The sequence below is a fragment of the Clostridium sp. LIBA-8841 genome (genome assembly GCF_057782475.1).
In genome coordinates this window covers 1,825,152-1,838,699 of sequence record NZ_CM173488.1, presented here as the reverse complement: position 1 = coordinate 1,838,699, position 13,548 = coordinate 1,825,152, and the positions used below count along the sequence as shown (strand labels likewise).

Annotated in this window: 11 protein-coding genes; 5 read left to right on the top strand and 6 right to left on the bottom strand. The window is 27.8% G+C overall.

Features of this window, described 5'->3' with window-relative positions:
• Positions 1-65: 65 nt before the first annotated feature.
• Positions 66-776 carry a Crp/Fnr family transcriptional regulator gene (locus AC2A4K_RS08055; RefSeq protein ID WP_322503459.1) on the bottom strand — a complete coding sequence of 237 codons (711 nt, stop codon included), beginning with the start codon at positions 774-776 and terminating at the stop codon, positions 66-68.
• Between the two features lie 221 nt (positions 777-997).
• On the opposite strand from AC2A4K_RS08055, the gene AC2A4K_RS08050 reads away from it, so the two are divergent.
• Positions 998-2,065, top strand: coding sequence for an NAD(P)H-dependent flavin oxidoreductase (locus AC2A4K_RS08050; RefSeq protein ID WP_322503460.1), 1,068 nt, complete (start codon positions 998-1,000; stop codon positions 2,063-2,065).
• 79 nt (positions 2,066-2,144) lie between these two features.
• Here AC2A4K_RS08050 and truA read toward each other — a convergent pair whose 3' ends face one another.
• Positions 2,145-2,891, bottom strand: coding sequence for a tRNA pseudouridine(38-40) synthase TruA (gene truA, locus AC2A4K_RS08045; RefSeq protein WP_322503461.1), 747 nt, complete (start codon positions 2,889-2,891; stop codon positions 2,145-2,147).
• A 106-nt stretch (positions 2,892-2,997) separates the two neighbouring features.
• A complete protein-coding gene (locus tag AC2A4K_RS08040) occupies positions 2,998-3,459 on the bottom strand; it encodes a GNAT family N-acetyltransferase (RefSeq protein WP_322503462.1) in 462 nt (153 codons plus the stop codon).
• Positions 3,460-3,757: 298 nt separating this feature from the next.
• On the opposite strand from AC2A4K_RS08040, the gene AC2A4K_RS08035 reads away from it, so the two are divergent.
• Positions 3,758-4,483 (top strand): tRNA 2-thiocytidine biosynthesis TtcA family protein, encoded by a 726-nt coding sequence (locus AC2A4K_RS08035; protein WP_322503827.1) that lies wholly within the window; start codon positions 3,758-3,760, stop codon positions 4,481-4,483.
• A 35-nt stretch (positions 4,484-4,518) separates the two neighbouring features.
• On the opposite strand, the gene AC2A4K_RS08030 is transcribed toward AC2A4K_RS08035, so the two are convergent.
• Positions 4,519-6,402, bottom strand: a complete 1,884-nt coding sequence (locus AC2A4K_RS08030; RefSeq protein ID WP_322503463.1) for a sensor histidine kinase — start codon at positions 6,400-6,402, stop codon at positions 4,519-4,521.
• Positions 6,403-6,763: 361 nt separating this feature from the next.
• Here AC2A4K_RS08030 and AC2A4K_RS08025 point away from each other — a divergent pair, with 361 nt between their 5' ends.
• The 3 genes from AC2A4K_RS08025 (at position 6,764) to AC2A4K_RS08015 (ending at position 10,954) form a co-directional block, all read left to right on the top strand.
• Positions 6,764-8,272 (top strand): YfcC family protein, encoded by a 1,509-nt coding sequence (locus AC2A4K_RS08025; protein ID WP_322503464.1) that lies wholly within the window; start codon positions 6,764-6,766, stop codon positions 8,270-8,272.
• Between the two features lie 236 nt (positions 8,273-8,508).
• Positions 8,509-9,927 carry a spore germination protein gene (locus AC2A4K_RS08020; protein ID WP_322503465.1) on the top strand — a complete coding sequence of 473 codons (1,419 nt, stop codon included), beginning with the start codon at positions 8,509-8,511 and terminating at the stop codon, positions 9,925-9,927.
• Positions 9,928-10,183: 256 nt separating this feature from the next.
• Positions 10,184-10,954 (top strand): Tim44 domain-containing protein, encoded by a 771-nt coding sequence (locus AC2A4K_RS08015; protein ID WP_322503466.1) that lies wholly within the window; start codon positions 10,184-10,186, stop codon positions 10,952-10,954.
• Between the two features lie 86 nt (positions 10,955-11,040).
• On the opposite strand, the gene AC2A4K_RS08010 is transcribed toward AC2A4K_RS08015, so the two are convergent.
• Positions 11,041-11,508 (bottom strand): hypothetical protein, encoded by a 468-nt coding sequence (locus AC2A4K_RS08010; RefSeq protein ID WP_322503467.1) that lies wholly within the window; start codon positions 11,506-11,508, stop codon positions 11,041-11,043.
• Between the two features lie 121 nt (positions 11,509-11,629).
• Positions 11,630-13,462 carry a beta-N-acetylhexosaminidase gene (locus tag AC2A4K_RS08005; RefSeq protein ID WP_322503468.1) on the bottom strand — a complete coding sequence of 611 codons (1,833 nt, stop codon included), beginning with the start codon at positions 13,460-13,462 and terminating at the stop codon, positions 11,630-11,632.
• Between the last annotated feature and the right edge of the window lie 86 nt (positions 13,463-13,548).

The following is a 13,548-nucleotide window of genomic DNA, read 5'->3' as shown; positions in this document are numbered from 1 at the left end:
AATTTAAAAATAGCTAGACTACATTACATATACTTTAACACTCTATGTAATGTAGTCTAGCTATTTTATGATATTATCTTTCTTATTTTTTCTATATCCTTTATTATTAATGATTTATTTCCTCTAATTTCTATTAGTCCTTCATGCTCAAAAATAGAAAGCTTTCTACTCATAGTTTCTCTAGTTATTCCACAATAATTAGCCATATCTTCTCTATTAATAGGTAAATCAATGAATATTTCTCCATTCTCTACTTTCCCATATTTTCGCCTAAACTCTTTTAACATATATGCTATTCTTACCCTAACATCATTAGTAGCTAATTTATGTGCAAATTCTTCTGTTTCTTTTAAACGACTTGTTAAAGATTTCAAAACAACCATTGCTATTCCCGGATTTTCTTCTAAAACACTATCAACTTCATACTTATCTATAGCACAAACTATAACATCATTTAATGCAATAGCATTAAATGAAATACCCCCTTCATTATTAAAAAGACTTGTTTCACCGAAATAATCTCCCACGGAAAAAATATGCATTATTTGCTCTTTTCCCCCTTTAGTTAGTTTGGATATCTTTACGCTTCCTCTACTTACTAAAAATAATTTAGAAAGTTTTTCACCTTCATAACATATGTATTCTCCTTTATTAAAATGAAAACATGCCATTCCAGTAGCTAATTTATTAAATTCTTCCTCTGTTAAATCTCTAAATATAGTCAGCTTCTTGTTGCATAAGCAACTTTTATAGCCCTTGCAATCACATTTTTCCATAAACCTTCTCCTAACTTTTAACTTAATGTTTTTTTCTCAACGCTTCTTAGTACTAATTATAATATATTTGCACGATTTATTCACACTTTTTTAACATAATTAATTAATTTATTTTACTACTTGTTTATTTCCTAACTTATTCTTATAATATATTTATATTCAAATATTTTTATTATCAAAATATTTGTTGTTTTAATTTTTTAATCGAAAGGATTGTTTTTATGAATATAAAACCACTTACTATTGGAAATATATCAGCTAGATTACCTATAATTCAAGGGGGCATGGGTATAGGTGTATCTCTTTCAAACTTAGCTGGTGCTGTAGCAAAAGCTGGAGGAGTAGGAATAATATCCGGAGCTCAACCAGGATATTTAGAAGAAGATTTTAAAAAAAATCCTTTAGAAGCTAACTTAAGAGCTCTAAAAAAACATATAAAATTAGCAAAAGAGAAATCACAAAATGGAATTATTGGTGTTAATTTAATGGTAGCCATGAATAATTATGCTGAACATGTAAAAGCTGCTATAGATTCTGGAGTTGATTTAATAATATCTGGAGCTGGTCTTCCATCTCATCTACCTAAATTTACAAAAGGTAGCGATGTAAAAATAGCTCCTATAGTTTCTTCTCTTAAAGCTGCAAAAGTAATCTTAAAGCTTTGGGATAGACACCATAAAGTTGCCCCAGACATGATAGTGATAGAAGGACCAAAGGCAGGAGGACATTTAGGATTTACTAAAGATTCTCTTGAAGAAGAAACTAAAAACTTTGATTCAACTATACTTGATATAATAAAAGAAAAATCTAGCTATGAAGATAAGTATGAGAAGAAAATACCAGTAGTTGTTGCTGGAGGAATTTTTGACGGAAATGATATTGCAAAGTATTTAAAACTTGGAGCAAATGGAGTTCAAATGGCAACTCGTTTTGTTGCAACTGAAGAATGTGATGCTAATATAAAATTTAAGGAAGCATATATAAACTGTAATGAAAATAATATATCTATAGTAAAAAGCCCTGTTGGAATGCCAGGAAGAGCCATTAGAAATTCCTTTGTAGAAAACACTGAAAAGGAAAAATCTAAAATTACTCACTGTTATAATTGCTTAATTCCATGTAATCCGGCAGATACTCCTTATTGCATAAGCCAAGCACTTATAAATGCAGTAAAAGGCGATTTAGAAAATGGCCTTATCTTCTGTGGTGAAAATGCCTCAAAGGTAGATAAGATAGTTTCTGTAGAAACTCTAATGAATGAGTTAGAAAATGAATTATTAGAAGCTTAAAAATTAGCTGTATAAAAAGTTTATTAAATAATAGAATCTTAACATTTTATTATTTACAACTTTTTATACAGCTTTTAATTTAGTAATTTAATTCTAAAAGACATAAACCATGAGCTGGTGCTTTCTCTGAAGCTTTCGCTCTTTCCTTAGCTTCTAGTATATCAACTATGTAATTAGGTTCTATTTCACCTAACCCAACAGCTACTAGTGTACCAGTTATTATTCTAACCATATTCAATAAGAATCCATTACCATTTATTTCTAAAGTTATTATATTATTTTTCTCCTTAATCTCAATACTGTTTATAGTTCTTAAGGTTGATTTATTTTTTGATTTTAAGCTTGTAAAACTTTTAAAGTCATGAGTTCCTATTAAATATTCAGAAGCCTCTTTCATTGCATCTAAATTTAATTTACTTTCAATATGCCATGCATACTTTCTTAAAAACACATCTTTGAATCTATTGTTATCAATAGTATATGCATAAGTTTTTGATTTCACGTTAAATCTAGCATGAAATCTTTCACTTGCATCCTTAAGTTCTTTTACGCTTATATCTTCTGGTAAATACTCATTTATATACTCAATCATCTGATCCAAAGCCATAAGAGAGTTAGTTTTAAAATTAGCAATATAATTTTTAGCATGTACTCCACTATCAGTTCTTCCGCATCCAATCACCTGAATTTCTTCATCCGTCATCTTACTTAAAACATTTTCTAATTTATCTTGAACTGTAGCAACATTACTCCCCTTTTGATTTTGTTTTTGCCACCCCTTATACTTACTACCGTCATAATCCAAAGTCATTTTTATATTTCTCATTTTCTTTTCCTTTCAAAAGTAACTTAAGTTTTCTTTTAAGCCTTTGTTTAATTATTTTTATAACTATCTCAGCTAAAATTGTACTATCAATAAAAATATATGACAATTAAAACTTTTGTTTTTTATTGTTTTCATATAACATTTCTACATGAGGAATATCATCTTCCAAATATACTTCTGAAATCTTTTTAAAACCAACCTTTTCATAAAATCCCTTTGCATACTCTTGAGCTGAAATTCTTATTTTTCCCTCATCTAATTCATTTTCAATAAAATCTATAGCTCTTTTCATACATTCTTTTGAGAGCTTTTTTCCTCTAAATTTCTCATTAGATAGAACTCTTCCTATGGAAGCTTCCTCATAAGATACTCCTCTTCTTAATATTCTTGAATAAACCCCAATTTCTCCATTAACCTCACAGTAAATGTGATATGCATCTAAATCTTTGTTATCACAATCTTGATAAGGACAATTTTGCTCCACAATAAATACTTCATTTCTAATTCTAAGTATTTTATAAAGTTCATTTAAATCTAATTCACTAAAGTGTTTTAATACCCATCTCATTTTATACACTCCTCTAAATAAAAACTAATTATTTTATCTTTTTCCTTTTAGCTTATGTATATTATTTTACATAATAGATTAATAAATAAATAACCTCTCTATACATAAAATCCTGTTAGACTTAATTATATAGAGAGGTTATCTAGTAAACAATAGATTAGTATAATTTTTATTAACTTTCCCATTAATTTGAACTTTTATTCTAAAATTTTGGAAGCTTTTAATTTTTCTCTTTATATTTTAACTTTTTTATTATAAGATAATTAAATAAACATTAAGAGGTGATTCTGTGAAAACCATGCAAAAGTTATTAAGTAAAACTAGACAAGCCATTAAAGAATATAATCTTATTGAAGATGGTGACAAAATAGCTGTAGGACTTTCTGGAGGCAAAGATAGTCTAACTCTTTTACATATATTAAAAAACTATGAAAGATTCTCTCCCGAGAAATTTGAACTTATAGCAATAACTTTAAATCCAGGTGGAGTTGATAATAGTCCTTTACATGAACTTTGTAAGAATATAGATGTTCCATTTTATGAAATACAAACTAACATAAAAGAAATAGTCTTTGACATAAAGAAAGAAAAAAATCCTTGTTCTTTATGTGCTAATCTTAGAAGAGGTGCTTTAAATGATAATGCTCAAAAACTTGGTTGCAATAAAGTAGCTTTAGGCCATCATAAAGATGATGCTTTAGAAACTCTTATGCTTTCAATAAGCTATGAAGGAAGAATAAATTGCTTTTCTCCTAAGAGTTTTATGCATAAAAATAATCTAACACTTATAAGACCTATGGTATTTATTGAGGAAAGTCAAATTAGGAAGGCAGCTTTAGAGTATAAATTTCCTATAATAAAAAATCCTTGTCCTGCTGATGGTAAGACTAAAAGGGAAGATATGAAAATTTTAATTAGGAATTTAGATAAGACAATGCCTGGTTTTAAGAAAAATCTTTTTAAATCTCTAACCAATACAGATCAAATGTTTGTATGGGATAAAGAAATTGTAAGAAAAATGTAAAATAAAGTGTACAAGAAATCTTGTACACTTATTTCTTAATGAATATATATATCTGATAATTCTATTTTATATACCTCATCTCTTCTCTCTTCTTCATTTGATGTAAGAGCAATTTCATCTAAAGGTGAACTTTCTATCTTCCTCATAGGTATTTTTACTATAAATTCTGTTCCCTCTCCAAGTTCACTATGAACTTCTATTTCACCATCATGAATTTTAACTAATTCATTAACTATAAACAATCCAAGTCCACTACCTTCATTAACTTTAGTTAATCTATTATTGATTATTTTAAATCTATCAAAAATCAAATCTATTTTATCCTTTGGTATCCCTATTCCCGTATCTTTAATGCTTATATTTACATACTTTTCATCAAAGCTCATGTAAACATCTATATTCCCATTTTCTTTATTAAACTTTATAGAATTAGATAAAATATTTATTATTATTCGTTCTAAATGATTTAAATCAAAGGCAACTATTTTCTCTTCTTCCTCTGTATCAAATGTAATATTAATTTTATTAGTCTCTGCAAATTCACATATAGACATTGTTATATTTTCTACGCAACTAACAATATTATGATTTTCTATATTGATATTAAAGAATCCTGCTTCTAGTTTAGTGCTATCTATTAAGTTATTTATTAATTTTAATAGTCTAAAAACATTCTGCTCTCCTATTTTTATATAATTAAGGTAGTTAGCATTATCCCGTCTATTAGAATTTTTCAATTTTAATTCCAATAGCTGAAACACGCTAAATATTAAATTTACTGGAGTCTTAAATTCATGAGATATATTAGCAAAAAACTCCTTTCTAAGCTTTTCCATTTCATTTTCTTCATATATACTATCTGTTATATCATTTATAACTATAATTCTTCTTATAACCTTTCCCTCTTCATTTTTTATGGAATTTGCTCTAAACCAAACAGTTCTAATTTCATTATCCGCTCTAATTATTCTAGCTTTTTCAGAGAAAAAGTTTTCAAAATCAACATTGGTAAATTTATACCTATCTTCTGGATGAATTCTATCCAATTTAATTATCATACTTTCCTCTTTATATAATTCTTTACAATTTAATCCATATAATTTTTCAAAAGCATCATTTACATAAACTGTCTTAGCCCCCTCTTTAACTATTACTACATCATCTAAATAGTTTAAAACTTCAAAAAACATGCTATCATTTTTTTGTAGCCTCTGCTCTATAGCTTTTTTATATGATATATCTCTAGTCAAGCCTATTATTCCTTTTATCTCATTATTCTCATCAAAATATGGAGCTTTTATTGTCTCTTCTAAATAAAACTCTTTATCAGTAAATTCCCATTCTTCACCATACACTCTTTTTTCTTTAAATTTAATAACTTCCATATCTGTTTTGTAAAACATTTCTACTCTATAATCATCACTGGAAAAAATTTCTCTATCAGTTTTTCCTACTATATTCTTTTTTTCCATTCCAATTTTATTTTCAAAAGCCTTATTGCAATTTATATATTTTCCATCAATATCTTTAAAAAATACATAATCAGTTAGAGAATCTAAAAATAGATCTAGCATATCTTTTTCTTTTTCTAATTTCTTCTCTAATTCATCATATTCTTTTAATACATCCTTCTTGAACCAAATAACTACGTAATCTTTGTCCATTATTCTTACATTTATAAATTCATTAGTATATTCATCTAAATCTGTGTCTTTTTCTACTTTTCGAAAATGTTTACCTTTAAATATATTTTTTAGCTTTAAGTTATTATTTAATATTTCACTTAATAGTTTTCCATTTAAAGTTTCTATACTAGACTTTATTATTAATAAATCACTAAAGTCTCTACTTCTTACTTTTCCATAAATGTAATCCATGGGACATGATTCTAATATTATATCAAAATTAAAATCCTTCATCTATAACTCCCCTTTAAGTTATGAAAATCACTTATTTACAAATTAAAACAGTTTTCCCTATATTTTATTATATTTTTTTTAACGCTTTAATACAATACATTAAATTTATTTTAATGATGATAACATATAGAAATTGCACGTTTAAAAATTTTTATCCTAAAATTTTCTATAAGTCAAGTACAATATATCTCTTTTAAAGTTAATTAACTATAAATATATATTTATTTAATCATTAATTCACGTCCTTAATATTTTTTTCACATTTTACCATCAAATTACAAAATAGTATAATAAAAATAATATAATATAATACTAAAAACAAAGTTTAATACTATAAAAAAATATAGGAGGAGGAAAACAAATGAGTAAAAAGAAAAAATTTACATTCCCGACAGCCTTTACAGTGCTATTCATCGTCTTAATTTTATCTGCCATTTTAACATACTTAATTCCAGCAGGATCATACTCAAAATTATCCTACAACGAAGCTGAAAATACCTTTGTTATTACTAATCCCCAGGGGAAAAGTTCTAAGGAAGCTGCAACTCAAAGCACTTTAGATGGCCTTGGAATAAAAATAAGCTTAGATAAGTTTACTGATGGAAGTATAAACAAACCTATAGCTATACCTAATACCTATGAAAAGGTTACCCAAAGTCCTCAGGGTATTGTTCAAATAATAGAAGCACCTATTCAAGGAACTTACGATACAATAGATATAATTATGTTTGTTCTAATAATTGGTGGAGTAATAGGAGTATTAAATACTACAGGAGCATTTAATGCTGGAATTGCTAGTCTTTCTAAAATAACTAAAGGGAAGGAATATATACTTATAATATTATTATCAGTGCTTATTTCTCTTGGTGGTACTACTTTTGGATTGGCAGAAGAAACCATTGCTCTTTATCCTATACTACTCCCAATATTCCTGGCCTCTGGTTATGATGCTATAGTATGTATAGCAACAATATATATGGGTTCTTCAATAGGAACAATGTTCTCAACAGTAAACCCATTTTCTTCTGTAATAGCCTCAACTGCAGCAGGGATAAGCTTTAAAGAAGGCCTTAGTTTTAGGATGATAGGGTTAATTTTAGCTACAATAATAACTATAGTTTATATACTTAGATATGCTCGTAAAATTAAAAATGATCCTTCAAAATCACTTATATATGATCAAAAAGATGAAATAAATGCTGTATTTCTTCATGAATCAGCTAAAGATGTTCCAAAATTCACTTGGAGATTAAAACTTATGCTCCTAATATTTGCTGCTTCCTTTATAATACTGGTTTATGGTGTTTCTGCTAAAGGATGGGGTTTTATAGAAATGACTGCTCTATTCCTTGTAGTTGGAATAATCTTAGGATTCATCTCAGGTCTTGGTGAGAAAAAATTCGTTTATAGCTTTATAGCTGGTGCCTCTGAACTTGTGGGAGTTGCATTAGTTATTGGTGTTGCAAGATCTATTAACTTAATACTTGAAAATGGTAAAATATCTGATACTTTACTTTATATATTCTCAAATGGAGTTCAAGGTATGAATAGCAACATCTTTATATTATTAATGCTTGTAATATTCATAATTTTAGGTTTCTTTATTCCATCATCTTCTGGTCTTGCAGTTTTATCAATTCCGATTATGGCACCACTTGCAGATACAGTTGGATTACCAAGAGATGTTATAGTTAGTGCTTACCAATTTGGTCAAGGTTTGATATCCTTTATAACACCAACTGGTTTAATTTTAGCAACCCTTGCTATGGTTCATGTTACATATGATAAATGGTTGAAATTCATTATGCCTCTTATGGGTATTATAACTGCTTTTGCAGCTATACTTTTACTAATACAAGTACATCTATAAAGTTTTTAAATGCATGGTTTAAAATAAACCATGCATTTTTTATTAGCTCATAAAGTTTCATATTCATCTATATTTTAATTAAAGTTGATTATTAAATATATCATAAGACCTTTCTAATAAATAACTAAAGCTTATTAAACAAGCTTTTATATTTAATCCCATAACTTAATTATAGGAATATTATTTATGCTCCTTTGAAATAATAAATTTATATTGTTTACTAAGGAGGAATTTTTTTGGAATTAACATCAAATTTTGATAAAAATATAAATACTTTGTCTAAAGTCTTAAGAGTTGGAAAAACTTTTGATATGATTGAACGTTCCATAATTATAGGTGATAAAAAGGCAACTATGTATTACATTGATGGCTTTGTGAAAGATGACATAATGGAACTAATAATGAGTGATTTTTTCTCATTAAGCAAAACTGAAATGAGTTTAATAAAATCACCTAAGGATTTTATTAAAAGACAAATCCCTTATGTAGAGGTTGCTGAAGAAACTTCTATAAAAAATATAGTTTCTCAAGTTCTCAGTGGACAGACAGCTTTAATTTTAGAGGACTTCTCTAGTGCAATTATGATTGACCTTAGAACTTACCCGATTAGAGGAGTACAAGAACCTGAAACAGAAAAGGTCCTAAGGGGATCTAGGGATGGTTTTGTAGAAACAATTGTCTTTAATACAGCCTTAATAAGAAGAAGGATTAGAGATCCAAGGTTAACTTTTGAAATGATCTCAATAGGAAATGTTTCAAAAACAGATGTTGTAATCTCTTTTTTAGATGAAGTTGTGGATAAAAAAACTCTTAATATGATAAGAAAAAAATTTTCTAACTTAAATATTCAAGCATTGACCATGAGTGAGCAAAGCCTTGTAGAGTCCATTGCAAATGCATCATGGTATAATCCCTTTCCAAAAGTTAGGTATACAGAGAGACCTGATATTGCTGCTGCTCATATAATGGAAGGTAAAATAGTTGTTATAATAGATAACTCTCCTTCTGTTATAATATTGCCAACTACCATATTTGATTTCATACAGGATGTAGATGATTATTATCTTCCAGTAATAACAGGTAACTTTGTTCGTTTTTTAAGAAATTTTATATTAATATCTACAATTTTTATTACACCACTTTATTTACTTTTAGTTCAAAATGCGGATAGATTACCAGATTACTTAATATTTTTACTGCCTGATGAAGGATATAAAGTACCATTAATATTTCAGTTTTTACTTCTTGAGGTTGCTGTAGATGGATTAAAACTAGCATCATTAAATACCCCTAATGCTCTAGGTATGTCCTTATCTGTTATAGGAGGATTAATTCTAGGCCAGTTTGCAGTAGATACTGGTTGGTTCTTACCTCAAACAATATTATACATGGCCATAGTTACACTTGGTAGCTTTTCTCAACCTAGTTTGGAACTTAGCTATGCATTTAAATTTTTAAGAACCTTCCTGCTTATATTAACAAGCTTATTTAATATTATTGGATTTATTGCAGGATTAATACTTGGTATAGTCTTAATTGCAACCAATAAAACTCTAACTGGAGATTCTTATTTATATCCACTTATTCCATTTGATTGGAAAGCACTTAAAGCACTTATATTTAGAGTAAGATTAATACCTAAGCAAAAAGATTAGTAAATGCTTCATTATACCATAATTAAAAACTTATTATACTTTCATAACTTAACTAAAAAGGAACACTAGCTTGAGCTAGTGTTCCTTTTTGATTTTTATAAGAAATGTAAAAAAGAAAATTTTTAAACATTAATATTATTTTCTTGTTAATATTTTATTTAATCGAATAACAATATTTTAATATTTAATAAAAAAGAAGGATTTTGTTAAATGTTGTAGTAATTATTAACTTATAAAAAATTTCGGAGGATTTCAAATGAAAAATACAAGAAAATTTTTAATTATATTGTTACTCTTAATCTTTTTAATCCCAGCTACCACTGTTCTTTGTCGTGCTGGTGGTGGCGGTGGAGGCGGAGGTGGTGGAGGCGGAGGTGGTGGTGGAGGTAGTTCTTCTTCAAGTAGTTCCTCAGGAGGAAATCATAACTCTCCATATGAAAATGAAATTAGTTTTCTAGGAATAACCATGTTTCTAGGAATACACTTCATTTTCTTTAAGAATGGTACAGTATCTAAATTCAAGCTTTATTCTAGGAAAAGAGAGACTCTTTCTGCCTTAAAAGATTTTGAAATTGAAAATCCCGCTTGGAATTTCTACGAAATAGAAATCCAAATCGAAGATGCATTTCCTCTAATTCAAGAAGCTTGGATGAATAGGGATTATTCTTCTATAAAACATTTAATGACAGATAATTTTTATAAAACTCATACTACAAAAATGAATTGGATGCTTTTAAGGAAAGAAAAAAATATATTAGATAGAATAAAACTAAATAAAGTAACTCCTATATTAGCCGTTGAAGACAATAAAAATAGGGACGATTTTATTTGGGTATTATTAAATGCTAAAATGGTTGACTATACTATTAATGAAGAAAACCTTAAGATAATTGACGGCGACCCTTTAAATGCCCATTCTTTTGAAGAATTCTGGAGATTTGTAAGAAAAGATGATAAATGGTTAGCTGATAAAATACTTCAAGTAAATGATATAGACTCTTTAGACTACTTTGATAGCCTGAAATAAATTAATGAAATAAATATGATTACTTAAAAAAGAAAAAAACTAAATGCATCAGTTAAATAACTGATGCATTTTAAATATTAAATCTTTTACTCTTTATCTTTTAATTCTGCTATAAACTCTTGAGCTTTTATTTTTAATGGACTATCATCCTTAAGCTTCTGTAAACCAATACTAAATCCTTCTTTATCTATTACTAGTCCATCTGTAGGAATATACCACCTTACTCTTCTACAATGTTGCATTGGTAACTCATCTAATCCAACTTTATTGAATATAGGTTCAAATCTATAAGGGCTTGTTACTTTACCAGCCGCTACAATAGTGAAACTTCCATCTCCTGAACTTACCTGTTTTAATATAAGTACATCTCCAACCTTAACTTCTTCAGCAAACCTTTGTATTAATACTCCTTCTTTGCCAAGAGATGCATACTCTTCTTTATTGTCAAAATAATCTCCCTTATCTCCAGGCCCAACAATCGCTACACCTAAATCAAAGAATATATCTATCAAATTTGTGTTACCTATCTCTGCTGATATTTGCCAATAATTCATAATTATTACCTTCTTTCATCTTTCTTAATATAAAACAAAGTTATCAACAAAGTAAATATTACTTTATAATAATATATTATACTCCTTAAATTTATATTTGTTTAGCCCTTAAAAATTCAATTTATCCTCTTAAATAAGAACACATATATACTATAACTTCTCTTATTCTGTTTATCTCACTTTCTTTATTATATTTTCTCCAAATTGATGTGTAATCATAAAACCAAAACTCTAACTCTTTTGCTAATTTCTCTTTATCTATAACTACTAAGCACTCCTTATTAAACTCTTTTTCAAGTAATATCATAAAGAATTCATTTATAAGCTCCCATCCTTTTGAAGATACAATAAAGCTTTGCATAGCCTCTTTATCATCAACATTCCTAAGAATCTTGATAAACTCTTGTCTAACTTCTGAAGCAACTTTATATCCTTCAAAAAGCTTTAAAGAATCTATATTTTTTATTTCTTCTCTAGTCTCTTCTCTTTTATTGAATTTTTCTTTCCATCTAACAAGTTCTCCCCATCCAGCAACTTGATTTTTAGAAAGCTTATCCATTAAAGAAACTACTTTCATAGATTTATCTCCAAATTCCATAAAAGATATGGATTTGAACATCTCATCAAAATCTCCCTCATCTGGGTTCCAAGAAATAGCTCCTCCATAAATCATAGATGGCACTGAATTAGCTAGTAAATTAACATTTCCATAGTCACCCCAATTTGTGTTTAAAACCCCTATAGCACCATACTTTCTTCCATGAGAAACCATCCTTCTTATATTACTAAAAGAACCTTCTATAAGATTCATCATCATATTCCATCCACCTACACCTGGACAAACATATTGTACTTTATTATAATCTGCTATGATTTTTGTAGCTATATCATTAGCTTCTGGATGATAATTCCAAGTTAAACAAATTAAATCTTCTGGTATGTCACTTAAAAGTTCTGGGTATCCAACTATTATATCACCCCAAAACATAACCTTTTTATTAAAGCCTTTTACAATGTTATATACCTTATTTAAAAACTCCGTATATATTTTCCCTACACCTAACTTTTCAGCATATTCTTTGCTTTTTCCCTTTCCTAAATCAAAGGTTTCATCACAACAAATATTAAACTTATCTGAGCTAAATAAAGGAATGAACTCTAAAAGCATTGATTCAATAAATTCTAAACTTTTCTCATTAGTTACATCTAAAGTATGATGTGCCATTCTATCAACAAATGAATATTCTTCATCTGCTATTTCTAATTCACAAAGTTCTCTAAAAGATTTACTTCTTAAAGCTTCATAAAGATGACCAAAGGTTGATAATGATGGTACAAGTTCCACATGTCTTTCTTTGCAATATTTATCTAAAATTAATATTTCCTCTGCTGTTAATGGATCCTTATCCATCCATACCTCACTCATTCCCTTAAATGCAAAAGTATGCTCTATATATAATTGAAGTTGGTTTATTTTATAGAAGGCCGCTTTATCAACTAAATCTTTTAATGTTTCTAATGTTGGTACTTTTCCTCTTGTAACATCATGATAAAATCCACGATGCTTAAAATATGGAGCATCTTCTATTGAAATACTAGGTAACCATGCTCCAAATTCTCTTATAATTTGTCTAAATGTTTGTCCTCCATAAAATATTCCAGTACCATTTCCCTCTATTATTACTTGATCTTCATTAATATCTAATTTATATGCTTCCTCATTTAAAAGATTAGCTTTTTTAAGAATTATTACATTGTTGTAATCCTTATTCATAAACAATTTATTTATATTAAGCTTAAATCCTAAGCTTTTTTCTACTTCTTTTTGAATCATAATAGCTAAATTAAGCTCATCAAAAGATAATTCACTACTTAATACAATCTCTGTATCTCTTTCAATAAGGAAATTTCCCTCTTTTTCAACTATACTTTTTGGTCTTGGTATTAAATGCATTACTCTTCCCCCTAATACAAACTAAAACTTTACTTTAACTCTAAAATTATTCATAATGATATTAAACTATTTAAATGTTTACTATA

What these genes read in the sequence shown, in the direction of transcription:
- AC2A4K_RS08055 (WP_322503459.1), bottom strand. Translation starts at nt 776, where the DNA reads ATGGAAAAATGTGATTGCAAGGGCTATAAAAGTTGCTTATGCAACAAG.
- AC2A4K_RS08050 (WP_322503460.1), top strand. Translation starts at nt 998, where the DNA reads ATGAATATAAAACCACTTACTATTGGAAATATATCAGCTAGATTACCT.
- truA (WP_322503461.1), bottom strand. Translation starts at nt 2,891, where the DNA reads ATGAGAAATATAAAAATGACTTTGGATTATGACGGTAGTAAGTATAAG.
- AC2A4K_RS08040 (WP_322503462.1), bottom strand. Translation starts at nt 3,459, where the DNA reads ATGAGATGGGTATTAAAACACTTTAGTGAATTAGATTTAAATGAACTT.
- AC2A4K_RS08035 (WP_322503827.1), top strand. Translation starts at nt 3,758, where the DNA reads ATGCAAAAGTTATTAAGTAAAACTAGACAAGCCATTAAAGAATATAAT.
- AC2A4K_RS08030 (WP_322503463.1), bottom strand. Translation starts at nt 6,402, where the DNA reads ATGAAGGATTTTAATTTTGATATAATATTAGAATCATGTCCCATGGAT.
- AC2A4K_RS08025 (WP_322503464.1), top strand. Translation starts at nt 6,764, where the DNA reads ATGAGTAAAAAGAAAAAATTTACATTCCCGACAGCCTTTACAGTGCTA.
- AC2A4K_RS08015 (WP_322503466.1), top strand. Translation starts at nt 10,184, where the DNA reads ATGAAAAATACAAGAAAATTTTTAATTATATTGTTACTCTTAATCTTT.
- AC2A4K_RS08010 (WP_322503467.1), bottom strand. Translation starts at nt 11,508, where the DNA reads ATGAATTATTGGCAAATATCAGCAGAGATAGGTAACACAAATTTGATA.
- AC2A4K_RS08005 (WP_322503468.1), bottom strand. Translation starts at nt 13,462, where the DNA reads ATGCATTTAATACCAAGACCAAAAAGTATAGTTGAAAAAGAGGGAAAT.